Below are 14,619 nucleotides of genomic sequence, written 5' to 3'. Positions count from 1 at the left end.
GGATTCTCGCCGAGAGCCATGGCTGAGTAGAGTGCCGAAGTACAACTTAGGAAATGGCCTACGCGAAAAGAAGACCATATGGCTTTGATAGCCGGGAGTGTGGGCAATTTCGCGGGGAAATAGAGAACCGCCGCACCAGGTCATCCGAAATTTCCGCAGCATGCGGAACAATTTCAGACAACCTGATGAGCGCGGCGACTTACCTCAAGAAGACAGGTAAGACGAACGGGTCAGGCCCAGACGCAATGCGTCGAGGAACTGGGTCCGTTCGGCGGCGGTGATGCGTGCACTGGCGCACTTGTCGCGGTAGTGAGTCATCAGCTCTTCCGGCGACAAATGCACGTAACGCAGCATGTCTTCGATGGTGTCGTGGGTTTCGATACCCGCGTGGTATACGCTGCCGTCGGCATTCTGGTAGATGTTCACCGAGTCGGTGTCGCCGAACAGGTTGTGCATGTCGCCCAGAATTTCCTGATAGGCGCCGACCAGGAAAATCCCCAGCAGGTAATCCTCGCCCTCGTTCAGTGCGTGCACTGGCAGGCTGGTCTCGATGCTCTGCTCGTCGACGTATTGCTTGATCTTGCCGTCGGAGTCGCAGGTCAGATCCTGCAATACGGCGCGACGCAGCGGTTCTTCGTCGAGACGGTGCAACGGCAGGATCGGCAGGACCTGGCCGATGGCCCACGTGTCCGGCAGGCTCTGGAACACCGAGAAGTTGCAGATGTACTTGTCGGCCAGCTTGTCGTTGAGTTCGTCGAGCACCTGACGGTGGGAACGCTGACGCGCTTTCAACGAGTTGTGCAGGCGACGGCACACGGCGAAGTAGCATTGCTCGGCCAGGGCTTTTTCCGCCAGGGTCAGCTTGCCGTCGGCGTACTGGGTGGCCACGTCGCTCATGTAGTGTGTGGCGCGCCAGTAGGTCTCGGTAACCATTTCGATGTCGGTCGGGCCGAGCAGGTCAACCAGCCACTGCACGGTTTCCGGCAGCGCTTCCTTGTTTTCGATCTGCGGCACGTCGTCGTTGTGTTTCTCGACGTCGGTGACTTGCACCACCAGCATGGCGTGGTGCGCGGTCAGTGAGCGGCCGCTTTCGGAGAAAATGTTCGGGTGCGGCAGGCTCTGCGCGTCGCAGAATTCCTTGAGCATCCCGACCACGACACCGGCGTAATCGTCCATGTCGTAGTTGATCGAGCTGGCGTTGCGCGAATGCGTGCCGTCGTAGTCGACGCCCAGACCGCCACCGACGTCGATGTGATCCACCGGCAGGCCGAGGTTGCGCAGTTCGCCGTAGTAACGAATCGCTTCCTTGAAGCCGTGCTGGTAGTCCGCCAGGTTGGCGATCTGCGAACCCATGTGGAAGTGCAGCAGACGAATGCCCTGGTCAAGGCCCGCCGCGCGGAAACGCTCGACCACCGACAGCAATTGCGCCGCCGACAGACCGAACTTGGATTTCTCGCCGCCAGTGTCTGCCCACTTGCTCGAGGCCAGGGACGACAGACGCACACGCAGGCCGACCTGCGGCTTGACCTTCAGCGAGGCGGCTTCTTCGATCACCAGTCCCACTTCGGATTCTTTCTCGATCACGATGAACACGTTGTGGCCCAGCTTCTGGCCCATCAGCGCCAGACGGATGAACTCGCGGTCCTTGTAACCATTGCAGACGATGGTCCCGCCCTTCGGCGCCAGCGCCAGTACCGCCAGCAGCTCTGGCTTGGAACCGGCTTCGAGGCCGATCGACACGTTTTGCGTGGCGATGATGTTCTCGATCACCGCTTCTTGCTGGTTGACCTTGATCGGGTACAGCGCGGTGTATTTGCTCTGGTATTCCAGGCGCTCGATGTTGGCGTCGAACGCGCCGGTCAGCTGACGCACGCGGTCTTGCAGAATGTCCGGGAAACGTACCAGCAACGGCAAGGACAGGCCGCTCTTGCGCAGCTGGTCGACTTGTTCGAACAGATCGATGGGCGAACTGGTCGGACCGTTCGGACGAACCTCGACGCGACCGGCATCATTGATCGCGAAATACCCGGCCCCCCAATGGCGAATCCCGTAAACACTGCGGCTGTCCGCAACTGTCCATTGGCTGCCATCGTCTTTGCGTGTGCGTCGTACGGACATTGAAGTCCCCTATAAAGAAGTCATAGAGCGTCGCCTGGGTTCAGGCCGGCGCAGTCTAAAGGATGAAAATGACGGTTCGTCAACGAGGGGATAGACCTCGCTGACCGCAGTGAGTTTAGAAACCGGTCAGAACAGGCTCTGTGAAAACCATGTAGGCGACGGCGGACCCGGGTTGAATCAGGCCCGGATCAAGCCGGGGGTGGTTTTCACAGAGGCTGCTAGCCGCCGGACTTCTTCGCCTTGAAACCGAGTTTGATCAGCTCGCCCAACAGCAGCTCGACATGATCGCCCTGGATTTCAATGATTCCGTCTTTCAACGCTCCACCGGTGCCACAGCGCTTCTTCAACGTGGTGGCCAGGTCCTTGAGCGCGTCTTCGGCCAGCGGCACGCCGGTGATGGTGGTCACCGTCTTGCCGCCACGCCCCTTGCTTTCGCGACGCACGCGAGCGATGCCGTCGCCGGCCGGGATAACGGTCTGTTTGCAGATACAGGCGTCCACCGGTTTACTGCATTCCGGGCAATGACGACCTGCGTCGGTGGAAAATACCAGGCCACCAAGGGCGGCGAAGGATGCGGCTTTTTTGGCCACCGGCAATCCTCTTGGGAGGACAAAGACTGGTCGCGGCACTTGGGCAAGTGCCATCGACCGCGAAGCCCCACTCAGGCAGGGGCAGCGCTACTGAACCGGTACAGCCCTGCGTAGGAGCTGGCGAGTGCAACGAGGCTGCGATCTTTTGATGTTGAATCAAAAGCAATGTCAAAAGATCGCAGCCTGCGGCAGCTCCTAAAAAAAGCAATGCCGGTTCAGCTTGAAAAGGTCGCGCAGTGTAACGGCAAAAACGCCGATTGCTAAGAGCCAATCGGCGCCAATTTATGCCTCTTATGCGACGTCTTCCCCGCGAGCCCGGAGATAGCGCTTCAAGGCGGCCAAAGAGTCCGGGCAATAAGGCTTTTGCTGGATTTCCAGCATGACCTGATCGACGGGAATAAAGCGCGCTTCGAGCACTTCCTCCGACTGCAGGATCAACGGGCCGTCCCACACCGCCGAAAACGCCGAACACCAGAGGCGATTACCAGTGTCTTCGAAGAAAAAATGGTCATGGGCGGTCAGTTCCACACCGCTCACACCGAGCTCTTCTTCCAGTTCACGGGCGGCCGATTCGGCGTAGGTTTCGGTGGCCAGCACCATGCCCCCTGCCGCCACATCCCAGTAACCGGGATAAATCGCCTTGCTCAACGTGCGCCGATGCACGCAGAGCTCTCCGACGGAATTGAACAGCATGATGTACGTGCCGCGGCCGATCAGCCCGCGCTCGCGCAGGTCGGAGCGAACCAGAGCGCCGAGCAGGTTGTCCTGCTCGTCGACCCAGGCGATCTGTTCGGCATCCGAGGCTGCGCGATGGGCGGCCTCTTTGGCGCTATCGACCATGACTCAGCCCTGATTGAGCAGTTGACGGAGATCGATCACCGCTGCGTTGGCCCGGGAGATGTAGTTGGCCATGACCAGTGAGTGGTTGGCCAGCACGCCAAAGCCGCTGCCGTTGAGGATCATCGGGCTCCAGACCGGCTCTTGCGAGGCTTCCAGCTCACGAATGATCTGGCGCACGCTGACCGTCGCGTTCTTTTTCGCCAGCACATCGGCGAAATCGACCTCGATGGCGCGCAGCAGATGGGACAACGCCCAGGCCTGGCCGCGAGCCTCGTAGAACACGTTATCGATTTGCATCCACGGTGTTTCGACGACTTCCTCGTCCACCTGTGGCACCTGACCCGGCGCGACCACTTCGGTTTTCAGCGCGGTGTTCAGTTTGACCCGGCCAACGCTGGCCGACAGACGTTGTGACAGCGAACCCAAGCGGGTGCCCACATCGCCCAGCCAGTTGTTGAGGTTGTCGGCGCGGGCATAGAACAGCGCGTTTTTCTGCGTCGGATCGGACAGGCGCGCCTGATAGCGGCTCAGGGAATTGATGCCTTCCAGGTACTCGGACTCACTGGACGGCAGCACCCAGCTTTTATTGTCGAAGTTGAAACGCGGCTCGGCTTTCGCCAGATCGGAGTCTTCGGCCGATTGCGATTGCGAACGGGCGAAGTCTTTACGCAACGCACGCGTCAGGTCGCGGACCTGGACCAGCACGCCATATTCCCAGCTCGGCGTGTTATCCATCCACAGGCCCGGCGGGAAACGATCGTTGGAAATGTAACCGCCCGGTTTGGTCAACAAGGTGTCGGCAACCGTCTTGAGGGTTTCGACCGTGGTGTAGCCGATGACCATCTGCTTGCCTTCTTTCTCGGCAGCCACCTGGGCATTCTGTTGAACCGGGAACAGCGCCGGCTCCTGGCTCCAGTACCAGCCAAGCGCAACGGCCACAATCAGGTAGAGGCCGATCAACGTGGCCAGCGCCCGGCTGAACAACAGGCCGCCGATGTAGCTGCGGGTGGCCGATTTCGGTTCGGCGGCACGTTCAGGCGCGCTGCCCGCGCGGTTCTTCCAGTCCAGCATGGCGATATCCTTTCAATCACTTGAGTTCATCGGTTCGACCACAACCATACAACAACGTGCCTTTGCCCGGCACCCGTCGTCAGGTTATCCGGGTAAATTACCGTCAGGTAGCGGTGAAAACCGTGTCCATGAACCCGAGCCGCCCTGCCCGTGTTAAACGCCAGTGACCTTCATTGAGATTGGCTGAACCTCCGCCGATAGAAAAAGATGCGCGATGCCCTTTCCGTCAGTTCTGCGCGGCGCCGTGTCCCCATCCACCGTCGCGATATAGTGACGCTGCGCCAGCGGCTCACCGGTTACGCTGTCCAGGAGGCGAAAGAGCCTTGGCGATCTTGTGGCCTGGGCGGGGGGATTTTGCATCAGCTCCATGATCGCAGGATCAAAGCTCCGCTCCGGCATGACCCAGTCAGCGTAATCGGCTTCAGGCCTGACCAACCACCACTCTCCCCGCTCGATCTGGTCAAGCACTTCGCTGTCAGTGTCGATCACCAGCCCGATGCGCAACTCGTCCAGCCCATCGATAGGCTGTCGATCCATCAGCGCCTGGCGCACCAGTTCCAGCGCCTGCTCAGTGGGCCAGGCGTGTTGGCGCTCCCACTCGGACAGCCCGAACTCGTTGACCAACCTCACTCTTGCACCTCGGTGCTCCACTCATCAGCGCCCATGGTTCTGCTGATTTCGTGCCGCCAGTAAATCCGGCGATAACTGAAGTGAACCTTCTCCAGTTGAGTGACGTGGGCAGTGCCGGGATCCTGGCAATGAGGCATGAGCACTTCCGCGCCGATGATGACCGCGTCGTCCAGCTCCATCGTATAGAAGTGCTCCTGAATTCCCTGAGCCGAGGTGCGATACCACTCGACGCGGCACACTTTCAGCAATTCTCCAGAACATAAAGCGTTGTTGATCAGCGGTGTCGCTTTGTCGATGGTCTTGGTGATGATCAAGGGCTTGTGCATCCGACGACCTGCACCCGACCCTTTCGGCACGAAAATGCCGTGGCTCAGAGCCTGGATCATGATCTGGTCCTCACGTCCCTTCTGGAAGGTGTTACCCACCGACGCCTCGGTGAAGGCACCTTCGCTGATCAGGCCCTGTCGTTCGCCGCGCAGGGTCATGAAGGCGGGAGTTGGCATGGTGGGGCTCCTTTTTATTTGGGTTGTGGGGCGGGGAAGTGACTGGGCTCGTCGTACATGTCTTCGATTTCGTCAAAGGGCCGCCAGGCTTTACCGAGGTCCAAGGTGATGAGGTAGCGTTCCTGACTCGGATTTCGATAATCCTCGAAACGCCCCATTATCAGCATGGCCTGATACTTGTCGCCCGCCTGCCAATAGGATCGTCCGGAGAGAATTCCTTTACTCAAGTAGGCCCGCCACTCAGGGGTATCGGAGATTGTGGGATTGTTTCGCAGCCCCTTTGCCACCCAACCTTTTTCACGCCATTGGTCTTGCAGATCGAGAACTACCTTGAGGGCATCATCGATTAGCAGCGGTTCGACCTGCGGGGACATGCGGATACCGGAAATGACATTGTCGTCAAAATTGACAGTGAAAAAGCGCGCCGCCGGCGTGGTGAATCCGAACTGTGGATCAACAAATCGCAATCGTGCGTCGGTCATGGGAATGCCGAACCAGATGCGGTCACGGATCTCCGGACTAAAGGGAGCTGAAGAGTTTCTGAGCAGGTTTTCATACGTCCCCCCCATTTCCACGACGATTTCGGGTTCATCCCAGAGAGGTTGCGTCAGGCGGTGTATGACGGCCCACGTCAGGCCAGCCAGGACAAGAAGAAAGGCGCCGCAGCGCCAGCCGAACCAATGTGATCGAAGAGTCATTGACTACTACCGCTTGCTGCGATCTCGTTGATTGACTGCTCCAATGCATAACGGTTGTGGTCACCGAGCATCCGATCAAAGCGTGTCGCTGCCTGGAGCACGAATTCCATTCGCTGATTGATGTCGGACAAGTCCGCCAGTGGGTTGTCGCCAAAATCGACGGTGCGCCCGTCCCCGACACGCTGACACTGACTGGTAAGGGTCAACTCAATCGCCTGGGCAACGCCTGAAGGAAACCCCGTAACGTAGGAGGCGTGATTGGCACGCAGCAAAGCTACCAGTTGGCGGTCCTGGTAAATCGTTGGCTGGAGGATATTCTTCTGCTCATGCCGCGCCAAATGCTTAACACCTGCGGCAATATCTCCGTCCTCTATCGCCTCAAAACCCAGAAAAATCTCGGTGTAATCCAGCCCGAATTCGAGCTTTTCCTCCCCCACCGGCCACAGCACCGGAAACTTCGGATGCCCAAATATTCCCGCTCGTGCTCCCAAGCACTGTTTCAGCTCTCTGAACCCACGCTTCGCATAAAACTCATGCAACGGATAAATATCCAGAAACAGCGTGGTATTCCCCAGCGCCATCATGTCGTGCACATGCCGGAACTGCTGCTGCACCAGCGACAAGTCCTCACCCGTTGAACGAAAGTCCACAGAGGGCACAGGATTACGCGCATCCGCTTCCTTATAGCCACGCAACTCATCCGCCTGCTCGGCCATCTTGTCTGGCGTCAGCAACCCGAACTCGCTGCGGCTATCGCGCACACGCTGCCGCGCCTCGTACTCCTTGCGAATGAGGTCGATACTGTCCGCCGCATGCAGTAATCCGCAGCCGACCTGCTTGGAGGCAAATGCCGCCAGCCCGGCCCACTGAAACCTTGAATCGTGCAGCCACAGGCGAGCGTAGGCAGCGTTGATCACGCGGTTGCGCTCTACCGGGTCGGCAATCAGTACCCCACCGGGTGCGACAATCTCTTCCGCCTCGCGCTGGTAGTGTCGCCATAGGCAGGCGCAAGTAAGAATCGGCACGTCGGTAATGAGTGCCTTGCTGCCATAAAGCAGCTCCTCTTTGCATTCACAGTCAGCGATGGGGGTGCTGTTGTGGTTGAGGCGCTGCTGATCGCTGGGTTGGTCTTTGAAACACTGGGTCATGATTCGTGGATGGCGTCTAAGGGTTTCCCTGACACCCTACACGCCGAAAACCCGGCTCGAATCCAGCAAGCCAAAAACCAGAACTCCCTGACAAATAACACTCGCCAAGCTTACGGACGCTTCGCACAAAAACACGAAAAGTGCCCTGAGACACCCAGCCCACGGGCCTTTCGGAATAACCTCCAGGCATTTTCAGACCAGCCAGTCAGAAACTGAATGACGTCGCTTTGCAGATTATTGACGTACGACACTCATGCAAACGAAAAGAGGTGCTAGCATAGAGCCACCAGTCGATCTCAGCATGCACCCTAACTAGTAGTCAGGATATGACCGAGCCAGAAGACCCCAGCCGTGAGCGCCTCAAGCACCACTTTGCCCAGCGGGTAATTCATCAGGCACGTCAAATTCTTGAGATCTGGCAGCGCCTGCAACGCAGCGAGTGGTCCGTCACCGATTTATCGGAACTGAGCGAGGCCAACCTGCGCCTGCAGCGTTTCGCCGAGCGTTTCGAACAACCGGAACACATCCAGCTGGCGCGCCACATCGGCCAGTCGCTGGAAGCCGTCGATGCCAATCGCGGACGCCTGAGCAGCGGCCTGATCACTGATCTCAATCGCCTGATGCAGCGCTTGTCGCGCACTGGCCTTCGACATGGCGATCAACTCGAACAAACCTTCCTGCCGCCGCTGCGCAAGCCGATCTACGTGATGCTCCAGGATCACGACCGTGCCGAGCGCCTGGCCAAGCAGCTTGAATTCTTTGGACTCAGCGCCCAATCCCTCGACAGCGTGGCGGCCTTTCGTTCGTCGATGGTCGAACGCTTGCCCGCCGCAATCGTCATGGACGTGGACTTCAGCGGTCCCGGCATCGGCCTGAAACTGGCCGCCGAAGCCCAGGTCGGTCTGGATGAACCGTTGCCACTGCTGTTTTTCAGCCTGCTCGAAACCGACACCCCGACCCGCCTCGCGGCGGTGCGTGCCGGCGGCCAGGAGTTCCTGACCGGCACCCTCGAAGCCTCGAGCCTGCTGGAAAAGATCGAAGTCCTGACCTGCGTTGCGCAATACGAACCTTATAAAGTGCTGATCATCGACGACTCCCGCGCACAGGCCTTGCATACCGAGCGCCTGCTCAACAGCGCCGGAATCGTCACGCGGACCTTGATCGAGCCGATCCAGGCCATGGCTGAACTCGCGGACTTCCAGCCCGACCTGATCATCCTCGACATGTACATGCCGACCTGCACCGGTACCGAACTGGCCAAGGTCATTCGTCACAACGACCGCTACGTCAGCGTGCCGATCATTTACCTGTCCGCCGAAGACGATCTGGACAAGCAGCTCGACGCCATGAGCGAGGGCGGCGACGACTTCCTGACCAAACCGATCAAGCCGCGCCACCTGATCACCACGGTGCGCAACCGCGCAGCGCGCGCGCGCAATCTCAAAGCGCGGATGGTCCGCGACAGCCTCACCGGGCTGTACAACCACACGCACATTCTGCAATTGCTCGAAGACTGCTCGTTTCGCGCCCGCCGCGAGAGCAAGCCTTTGAGCTTCGCGATGCTCGACATTGACCACTTCAAACGGGTCAACGACAGTCACGGCCACCCGATGGGCGACCGCGTGATCAAGAGCCTGGCGCTGTTTCTCAAGCAACGCCTGCGCAAGACTGACTTCATCGGCCGTTACGGCGGCGAAGAGTTCGCCATCGTCATGCCGGACACCGATATCGAAGCCGCCTACAACGTCCTCGATGAAATCCGTCAGCGCTTTGCGGAAATTCATTACCCCGCGCAGCCGCAGGATCTCTGGTGCACCTTCAGCGCCGGGGTGGTCGAGCTGGGCGAAGACTCCGACGGCCTGATGATGGCCAGCCAGGCGGACGAGGCTCTGTACCGTGCCAAGCACGCCGGGCGCAACCGCGTACAGGCGGCGCGGGCATCAAAGCAAAATGCCACCTTTTCATCGGAATCCACCCAGTCAGTCATAACCCTGTAACAGAAACGCAATAACTTCAGGGACTTACCATTCTGCCGTTGGTAGTCCCGCGATGCGCCTGAAGCTGCTGACCAATCTCAACACCCTCCTTTTAGTCGCCGTGTGCGTGGCCCTCGGCGCCACGCTCTGGTGGTCGCAAAAAGCCCTGGAACGCCCGTATTTGTTGATGGAGCGTTACCTGGGGCTGTCACAGCAATTTCAAAATGAAGTGGCGCGCAACGTCGAGGATTACCTCGCCAGCGGTGATGCCTTGCGCCTGAGCAGCGCCAGCCAGGCCATAGACGCATTGCAAAAGGAGCTCGTGGAGTTGCCGCCGGCATTGGCCGACACCTTGCGCCCCAGCCTGACGAACCTGGATGAGTTCAGCAAAACCGACCTGTTGGCCGCCGGCAAACTCGCGGGAGATCCTCAGGCACTGCTGCTGCAAGCCGAACGCGAGCTCGGTGCCAGCCTCGATCAGCTCAGCCAGTACGCCAGCGATAACGCGACTTATCTGACGCCTCTGCTTAATGCATCCCAACACCTGGGCAAACTGTCGCTGGCCCGGGACAAACTGGTCAGCAGCGGTCGCAGCGAACTGGCGGCGGATGTTGAGCGTGAAGTCACCAACATCCGCGCTCAAGCAGAACGTCTGGATGCCCTGCCGCTACTCGGCGTTGCCAGTAAAAGTGAATCGGGCACCGATGATTTCGCCGCGATGATGGGCCTGGAGAACACCGAAAAAACCGTGACCGAAGATGCTGGCGTCGGGCTCAAACGCGAACTCAACAGCCTGCTAACCCGCTATCCCGCGGAGCTTGCGCGCACCCGTGAGCAGATCCAGAAACGTACCGACCTCAGCGCCGCGACTCACCTGAAAATCGCTGCGGTACAACAGACCATCGCCGGGCTGGAACCGGTGGTCCGCGCCCAGCATGGGCAGATCCAAAGCGAAGTGCGGCTGATGCAAGGCGTGATGATCGGCCTGATCCTGCTGATCGCGTTGCTCATCGACACCCTGCAACGACGCCTGGCCCGAACACTGACCAACCTCGCGCCGGCACTTTCGACCTGGGCCGAAGGCGACTTCAGCCGGGACATTGAGTTGGGCAAGACCAATCGCGAGCTGCATGACATTCAAGCCTCGCTCAACCGTCTGCGCGCCTACCTCGTCGATCTGGTCGGGACCATTCGCCTTAACGCCGAACAGGTCGCCGGCAGCAGCCGCACCCTGGCCGAATTGAGCAATGACCTGCACAGCGGCGCCGAGCATCAGGCGGGTGACACGGCGCTCATCCGTGATTCTCTCGGCGAACTGGAAGCGACCATTCAACAAGTGGCCGGTGATGCCAGCCAGGCTGCCGACGCCAGCCGCCATGCCGGGTTGGCGGTGGAACATGGGCAAAAAGTCATCGGCCTGAGCCTCACCGGGCTGCACGCACTGGTCGATGAAGTGCAAGGCAATGCACAGATGATCGAACACCTGGCCTCGGAATCGGCCACCATCGGCGGCGTGCTGACGGTGATTCGCTCGATTGCCGACCAGACCAACCTGCTGGCCTTGAACGCAGCCATTGAAGCGGCTCGCGCCGGGGAAATGGGCCGTGGTTTTGCCGTCGTCGCTGAAGAGGTTCGCTCGTTGGCGCAACGCACCGCTGGCGCCACGGCCGAGATTCAGGTCTTGATCGCCGGATTGCAAACGGCGGCGCAGCAATCGGTGCAAGGCATGCGTGCGCAGGTTGAGCATGCTGAAGCAACGGCCAATCAGGCCCAGGCCGCTGACGGCGCGCTGGATAAAATCGTCGGGGCGATCCAGACCATTTCCGACACTGCCGTACGCATCGCCGATGTCACCGCTCAGCAAAGCGGCGCGGTCAGCGAGATCCGCGATCACAGTGAGCGGATTCACCAGCTGGGTGGGGATAACCTGCTGCGCATCGGTGAGGGACGTGAGCAAGGGGAGCATTTGTTGGTGCTGGGAGGGCGGTTGCATACAGCCGTTCAAGCCTTCCGCGTCTGACCAGACTCCCTGTAGGCGCTGTCGAGTGAAACGAGGCGGCGATCTTTGATTTTGGTTTTTGGATCAACATCAAAAGATCGCAGCCTCGTTTCACTCGACAGCGCCTACATACGCATCCGCGACGACTCCGCTATCATTCCCGCACCTCCGATACGCGAGATTGTCATGCGCCGTTTGCTTTGCCTGCTGTTTTTTGTTCTCGCCCTGCCGGCCAACGCCGCCGGGCTGCTGGAGAGTCGGCCAAGCGCCACGTTGGGCTCGATCAACAACAGCGCCGACTTCCTGCCGGTGCGCGAAGCCTTTCAGCTGAGTCTGGTCGAAAGCACGCCGCAATCGATAAAGCTGCGTTTCGTCGCCACCGAGGGTTACTACCTCTACCGCCATCGCTTTCAGTTTCGCGCCGACCCCGCCGATCTCGCGCTCGGCACGGCGCAATTGCCCAAGGGTGAACAAAAGCACGATGAATACTTTGGCGATGTCGAGGTTTACCACGGGATCCTCGATGTAGAACTGCCACGCACCGATCAACGCGCCTTTACGCTGGCCGTGACGTATCAGGGCTGTGCCGATAAAGGCCTGTGCTATCCGCCTGAAACCGAACGCCTGAGTATCGATGGCAGCAGCGGCGCGACCACGAGTTGGAGCTGGCGGGAGCTGGCGCTGTTCTTCCTCGCCGGCCTGGGCCTGACGTTCACCCCTTGCGTATTGCCGATGCTGCCAATCCTGTCCGGCGTGGTGTTGCGTGGCCAGGTCGGTGGCTTGCGCGGCTTCAATCTGTCTCTCGCGTATGTGCTGCCGATGGCCGCCTGTTTCGCCCTGCTCGGTGCGTTGATGGGGCTGTTCGGCGCACAGCTCAATCTTCAGGCGAGGCTGCAATCGGCGTGGGTGCTGGTGCCGTTCGCGATGTTTTTTGCCGTGTTTGCCCTGGCGATGTTCGGCGTCTTCGAACTCAAGTTGCCGCAGGCGATCAGCAGCCGACTGGACCGCATCGCCGGTCGCACCGAAGGTGGCTCGTTATGGGGTGCGGCGGTGCTGGGCGTGGTTTCCAGTCTGCTGGTTTCGCCCTGCGTCTCGGCACCGCTGGCCGGCGCGTTGCTGTACATCAGCGCCAGCGGCGATGCGCTGGGCGGCGGGCTGAAGCTGTTCATGCTCGGCCTCGGCATGGGCGCCCCGCTATTGTTGGTGGCCACCGGCGGTGCAGCCTGGCTGCCGAAAAGCGGGCCGTGGCTGGTCTACGTGAAAAACGCGATTGGCGTTTTGTTGCTGGGGCTGGCGATCGGTCTGCTCAGTCGGGTGTTGCCGGGGCAGATCACCTTGCTGCTGATCGGCTTGCTGGCCGGTGGCGTCGGCCTGTTCATGGGTGCGCTGGAGTTCGTCTACAAACCGCCGCGAAAACGTGTCGGTCAATTGCTCGGCATGTTCCTGCTGTTTTATGCGCTGGCGTGTTGGTATGGCGCCTTCAGCGGCCAGACTGATCCGCTCAATCCCATCGGCCAGCCGCGTATCGTCAATGGCAACGGGCAGCCGCAACACACCGGCAACTGGCAAACCATCACCACCCCGGCTGAACTGGATCGCGCCCTCGCGGACGCCAGATCGTCCGGCACCCCACTGCTGCTCGACTGGTACGCCGACTGGTGCATCAGCTGCAAAGTCATCGAACACGAAGTGCTCAACGACGCGAAGGTCGTCGAACGCCTCAAGGGCTATCGGCTGATCCGCTTCGACATCACTGCGAGCAACGCCGAGCAACGTGCGCTGCTCGACCGCTACAAATTGTTCGGCCCACCGGCGCTGATGTTTTTCGGCAAGGACGGTGTCGAACGCACCGAGGTGCGAGTGATCGGCGAGATCAACGCCACGGACTTCGCCGAACGTGTCGCGAAAGCAAATGACCGGATTTAATCACCCGGTCACATATTTCGCGCAAACATCGGCCATCGTGCTGGCTATTGCATAGAACTGGACAGTCACAAAGGCTTTGCGGCATAGTCGCCGGGTTCTGACAAATGCACAGCGGATAACAAGGAACAGCAGATGGCGACCCTATTGGTTCTGCACGGCCCCAACCTGAACATGCTCGGCACCCGTGAACCGGGCACCTATGGCGCTACGACACTGGCGCAGATCAACCAGGACCTGGAACGCCGTGCTCGTGAAGCCGGCCATCATTTGCTGCACCTGCAAAGCAACGCCGAGTACGAATTGATCGACCGCATCCACGCTGCCCGCAGCGAAGGTGTGGACTTCATTCTGATCAACCCAGCAGCTTTTACGCACACAAGTGTCGCATTACGTGACGCGCTGCTGGCGGTGAGCATCCCATTCATCGAAGTGCATTTGTCTAACGTGCACAAACGCGAACCTTTCCGCCATCACTCTTACTTCTCCGACGTAGCGGTGGGAGTGATCTGCGGCCTTGGCGCCAGCGGTTATCGACTGGCCCTGGAGGCCGCACTAGAGCAGCTTGAAAGACAGGCAACGGCTTGAACAACAAGCGTTAAACGCCCCTGACCGACCCTTGGGAGTTGATGATTCATGGATATCCGTAAAGTTAAGAAACTGATCGAATTGCTGGAAGAGTCCGGCATCGACGAGCTCGAGATCAAGGAAGGCGAAGAGTCCGTACGCATCAGCCGCCATAGCAAGACCCCGGCTCAGCAGTACTACGCACCGGCTCCAATGCACGCTCCGGCTCCAGCACCTGCTGCTGCTCCGGTTGCCGCCGCTGCCGCGCCTGCCGCGCCTGCCGCCCCGGCCGCCCCTGTCCTGAACGGCAGCGTTGCCCGTTCGCCGATGGTCGGCACCTTCTATCGCAAGTCTTCGCCAAGCTCGCCGTCCTTCGTTGAAGTCGGCCAGACCGTGAAGAAAGGCGACACCCTGTGCATCGTCGAAGCCATGAAGATGATGAACCACATCGAAGCTGAAACCAGCGGTGTGATCGAATCCATCCTCGTCGAAGACGGCCAGCCGGTTGAGTACGACCAACCGCTGTTCACCATCGTTTGAACCGCGGAGAAACTTT

General features: G+C 59.8%; 13 protein-coding genes. 5 read left to right on the top strand and 8 right to left on the bottom strand.

Annotated elements, in window-relative coordinates; all coding sequences use genetic code 11:
- Nucleotides 1-204 precede the first annotated feature (204 nt).
- The 8 genes from speA to ACM1ZW_RS12085 all read right to left on the bottom strand — a co-directional run bounded on the left by speA (nt 205) and on the right by ACM1ZW_RS12085 (nt 7,598).
- On the bottom strand, nt 205-2,118 hold the full coding sequence (gene speA / locus ACM1ZW_RS12120) for an arginine decarboxylase (protein WP_017336352.1): 1,914 nt from the start codon (nt 2,116-2,118) through the stop codon (nt 205-207).
- A 218-nt stretch (nt 2,119-2,336) separates the two neighbouring features.
- A complete protein-coding gene (locus tag ACM1ZW_RS12115) occupies nt 2,337-2,708 on the bottom strand; it encodes a translation initiation factor Sui1 (protein ID WP_007947660.1) in 372 nt (123 codons plus the stop codon).
- Between the two features lie 291 nt (nt 2,709-2,999).
- A complete protein-coding gene (locus tag ACM1ZW_RS12110) occupies nt 3,000-3,548 on the bottom strand; it encodes an NUDIX hydrolase (protein WP_414878214.1) in 549 nt (182 codons plus the stop codon).
- Nucleotides 3,549-3,551: 3 nt separating this feature from the next.
- Entirely contained in the window at nt 3,552-4,619 is a 1,068-nt protein-coding gene (locus tag ACM1ZW_RS12105; RefSeq protein ID WP_017336350.1) for a DUF2333 family protein, read from the bottom strand.
- Nucleotides 4,620-4,772: 153 nt separating this feature from the next.
- Nucleotides 4,773-5,249, bottom strand: a complete 477-nt coding sequence (locus ACM1ZW_RS12100; protein WP_416740603.1) for a hypothetical protein — start codon at nt 5,247-5,249, stop codon at nt 4,773-4,775.
- Nucleotides 5,246-5,752, bottom strand: a complete 507-nt coding sequence (locus ACM1ZW_RS12095; RefSeq protein WP_414885061.1) for an Hcp family type VI secretion system effector — start codon at nt 5,750-5,752, stop codon at nt 5,246-5,248. The genes ACM1ZW_RS12100 and ACM1ZW_RS12095 overlap by 4 nt, the downstream gene beginning before the upstream one ends.
- Before the next feature lie 14 nt (nt 5,753-5,766).
- Nucleotides 5,767-6,450: a hypothetical protein gene (locus ACM1ZW_RS12090; protein ID WP_416740602.1), complete on the bottom strand. Its 684-nt coding sequence runs from the start codon at nt 6,448-6,450 to the stop codon at nt 5,767-5,769.
- Nucleotides 6,447-7,598, bottom strand: a complete 1,152-nt coding sequence (locus ACM1ZW_RS12085) for a DUF2515 family protein (protein WP_416740601.1) — start codon at nt 7,596-7,598, stop codon at nt 6,447-6,449. The genes ACM1ZW_RS12090 and ACM1ZW_RS12085 overlap by 4 nt, the downstream gene beginning before the upstream one ends.
- Nucleotides 7,599-7,924: 326 nt before the next feature.
- On the opposite strand from ACM1ZW_RS12085, the gene gcbA reads away from it, so the two are divergent.
- The 5 genes from gcbA (at nt 7,925) to accB (ending at nt 14,603) form a co-directional block, all read left to right on the top strand.
- Nucleotides 7,925-9,595 carry a diguanylate cyclase GcbA gene (gcbA, locus tag ACM1ZW_RS12080; protein ID WP_017336346.1) on the top strand — a complete coding sequence of 557 codons (1,671 nt, stop codon included), beginning with the start codon at nt 7,925-7,927 and terminating at the stop codon, nt 9,593-9,595.
- Nucleotides 9,596-9,647: 52 nt separating this feature from the next.
- A complete protein-coding gene (locus ACM1ZW_RS12075; protein ID WP_017336345.1) occupies nt 9,648-11,594 on the top strand; it encodes a methyl-accepting chemotaxis protein in 1,947 nt (648 codons plus the stop codon).
- A 165-nt stretch (nt 11,595-11,759) separates the two neighbouring features.
- Nucleotides 11,760-13,499: a protein-disulfide reductase DsbD gene (locus ACM1ZW_RS12070; protein WP_416740600.1), complete on the top strand. Its 1,740-nt coding sequence runs from the start codon at nt 11,760-11,762 to the stop codon at nt 13,497-13,499.
- 132 nt (nt 13,500-13,631) lie between these two features.
- Complete coding sequence (gene aroQ / locus ACM1ZW_RS12065; RefSeq protein ID WP_017336343.1) at nt 13,632-14,084, top strand: type II 3-dehydroquinate dehydratase; 453 nt, start codon at nt 13,632-13,634, stop codon at nt 14,082-14,084.
- A 48-nt stretch (nt 14,085-14,132) separates the two neighbouring features.
- Nucleotides 14,133-14,603 (top strand): acetyl-CoA carboxylase biotin carboxyl carrier protein, encoded by a 471-nt coding sequence (gene accB / locus ACM1ZW_RS12060; protein WP_416740599.1) that lies wholly within the window; start codon nt 14,133-14,135, stop codon nt 14,601-14,603.
- The last annotated feature ends 16 nt before the right edge of the window (nt 14,604-14,619 follow it).

The organism is Pseudomonas sp. NFX71 (genome assembly GCF_048079215.1).
GTDB lineage: Bacteria > Pseudomonadota > Gammaproteobacteria > Pseudomonadales > Pseudomonadaceae > Aquipseudomonas > Aquipseudomonas fluorescens_B.
The sequence above is the reverse complement of the archived record's forward strand: the minus strand, read 5'-3'. Positions and strand labels throughout refer to the sequence as shown.

Excerpts from the sequence above, each read along its gene's own strand:
- speA (WP_017336352.1), bottom strand. The coding sequence starts at position 2,118 with ATGTCCGTACGACGCACACGCAAAGACGATGGCAGCCAATGGACAGTT.
- ACM1ZW_RS12110 (WP_414878214.1), bottom strand. The coding sequence starts at position 3,548 with ATGGTCGATAGCGCCAAAGAGGCCGCCCATCGCGCAGCCTCGGATGCC.
- ACM1ZW_RS12105 (WP_017336350.1), bottom strand. The coding sequence starts at position 4,619 with ATGCTGGACTGGAAGAACCGCGCGGGCAGCGCGCCTGAACGTGCCGCC.
- ACM1ZW_RS12095 (WP_414885061.1), bottom strand. The coding sequence starts at position 5,752 with ATGCCAACTCCCGCCTTCATGACCCTGCGCGGCGAACGACAGGGCCTG.
- ACM1ZW_RS12090 (WP_416740602.1), bottom strand. The coding sequence starts at position 6,450 with ATGACTCTTCGATCACATTGGTTCGGCTGGCGCTGCGGCGCCTTTCTT.
- ACM1ZW_RS12085 (WP_416740601.1), bottom strand. The coding sequence starts at position 7,598 with ATGACCCAGTGTTTCAAAGACCAACCCAGCGATCAGCAGCGCCTCAAC.
- gcbA (WP_017336346.1), top strand. The coding sequence starts at position 7,925 with ATGACCGAGCCAGAAGACCCCAGCCGTGAGCGCCTCAAGCACCACTTT.
- ACM1ZW_RS12075 (WP_017336345.1), top strand. The coding sequence starts at position 9,648 with ATGCGCCTGAAGCTGCTGACCAATCTCAACACCCTCCTTTTAGTCGCC.
- ACM1ZW_RS12070 (WP_416740600.1), top strand. The coding sequence starts at position 11,760 with ATGCGCCGTTTGCTTTGCCTGCTGTTTTTTGTTCTCGCCCTGCCGGCC.
- aroQ (WP_017336343.1), top strand. The coding sequence starts at position 13,632 with ATGGCGACCCTATTGGTTCTGCACGGCCCCAACCTGAACATGCTCGGC.
- accB (WP_416740599.1), top strand. The coding sequence starts at position 14,133 with ATGGATATCCGTAAAGTTAAGAAACTGATCGAATTGCTGGAAGAGTCC.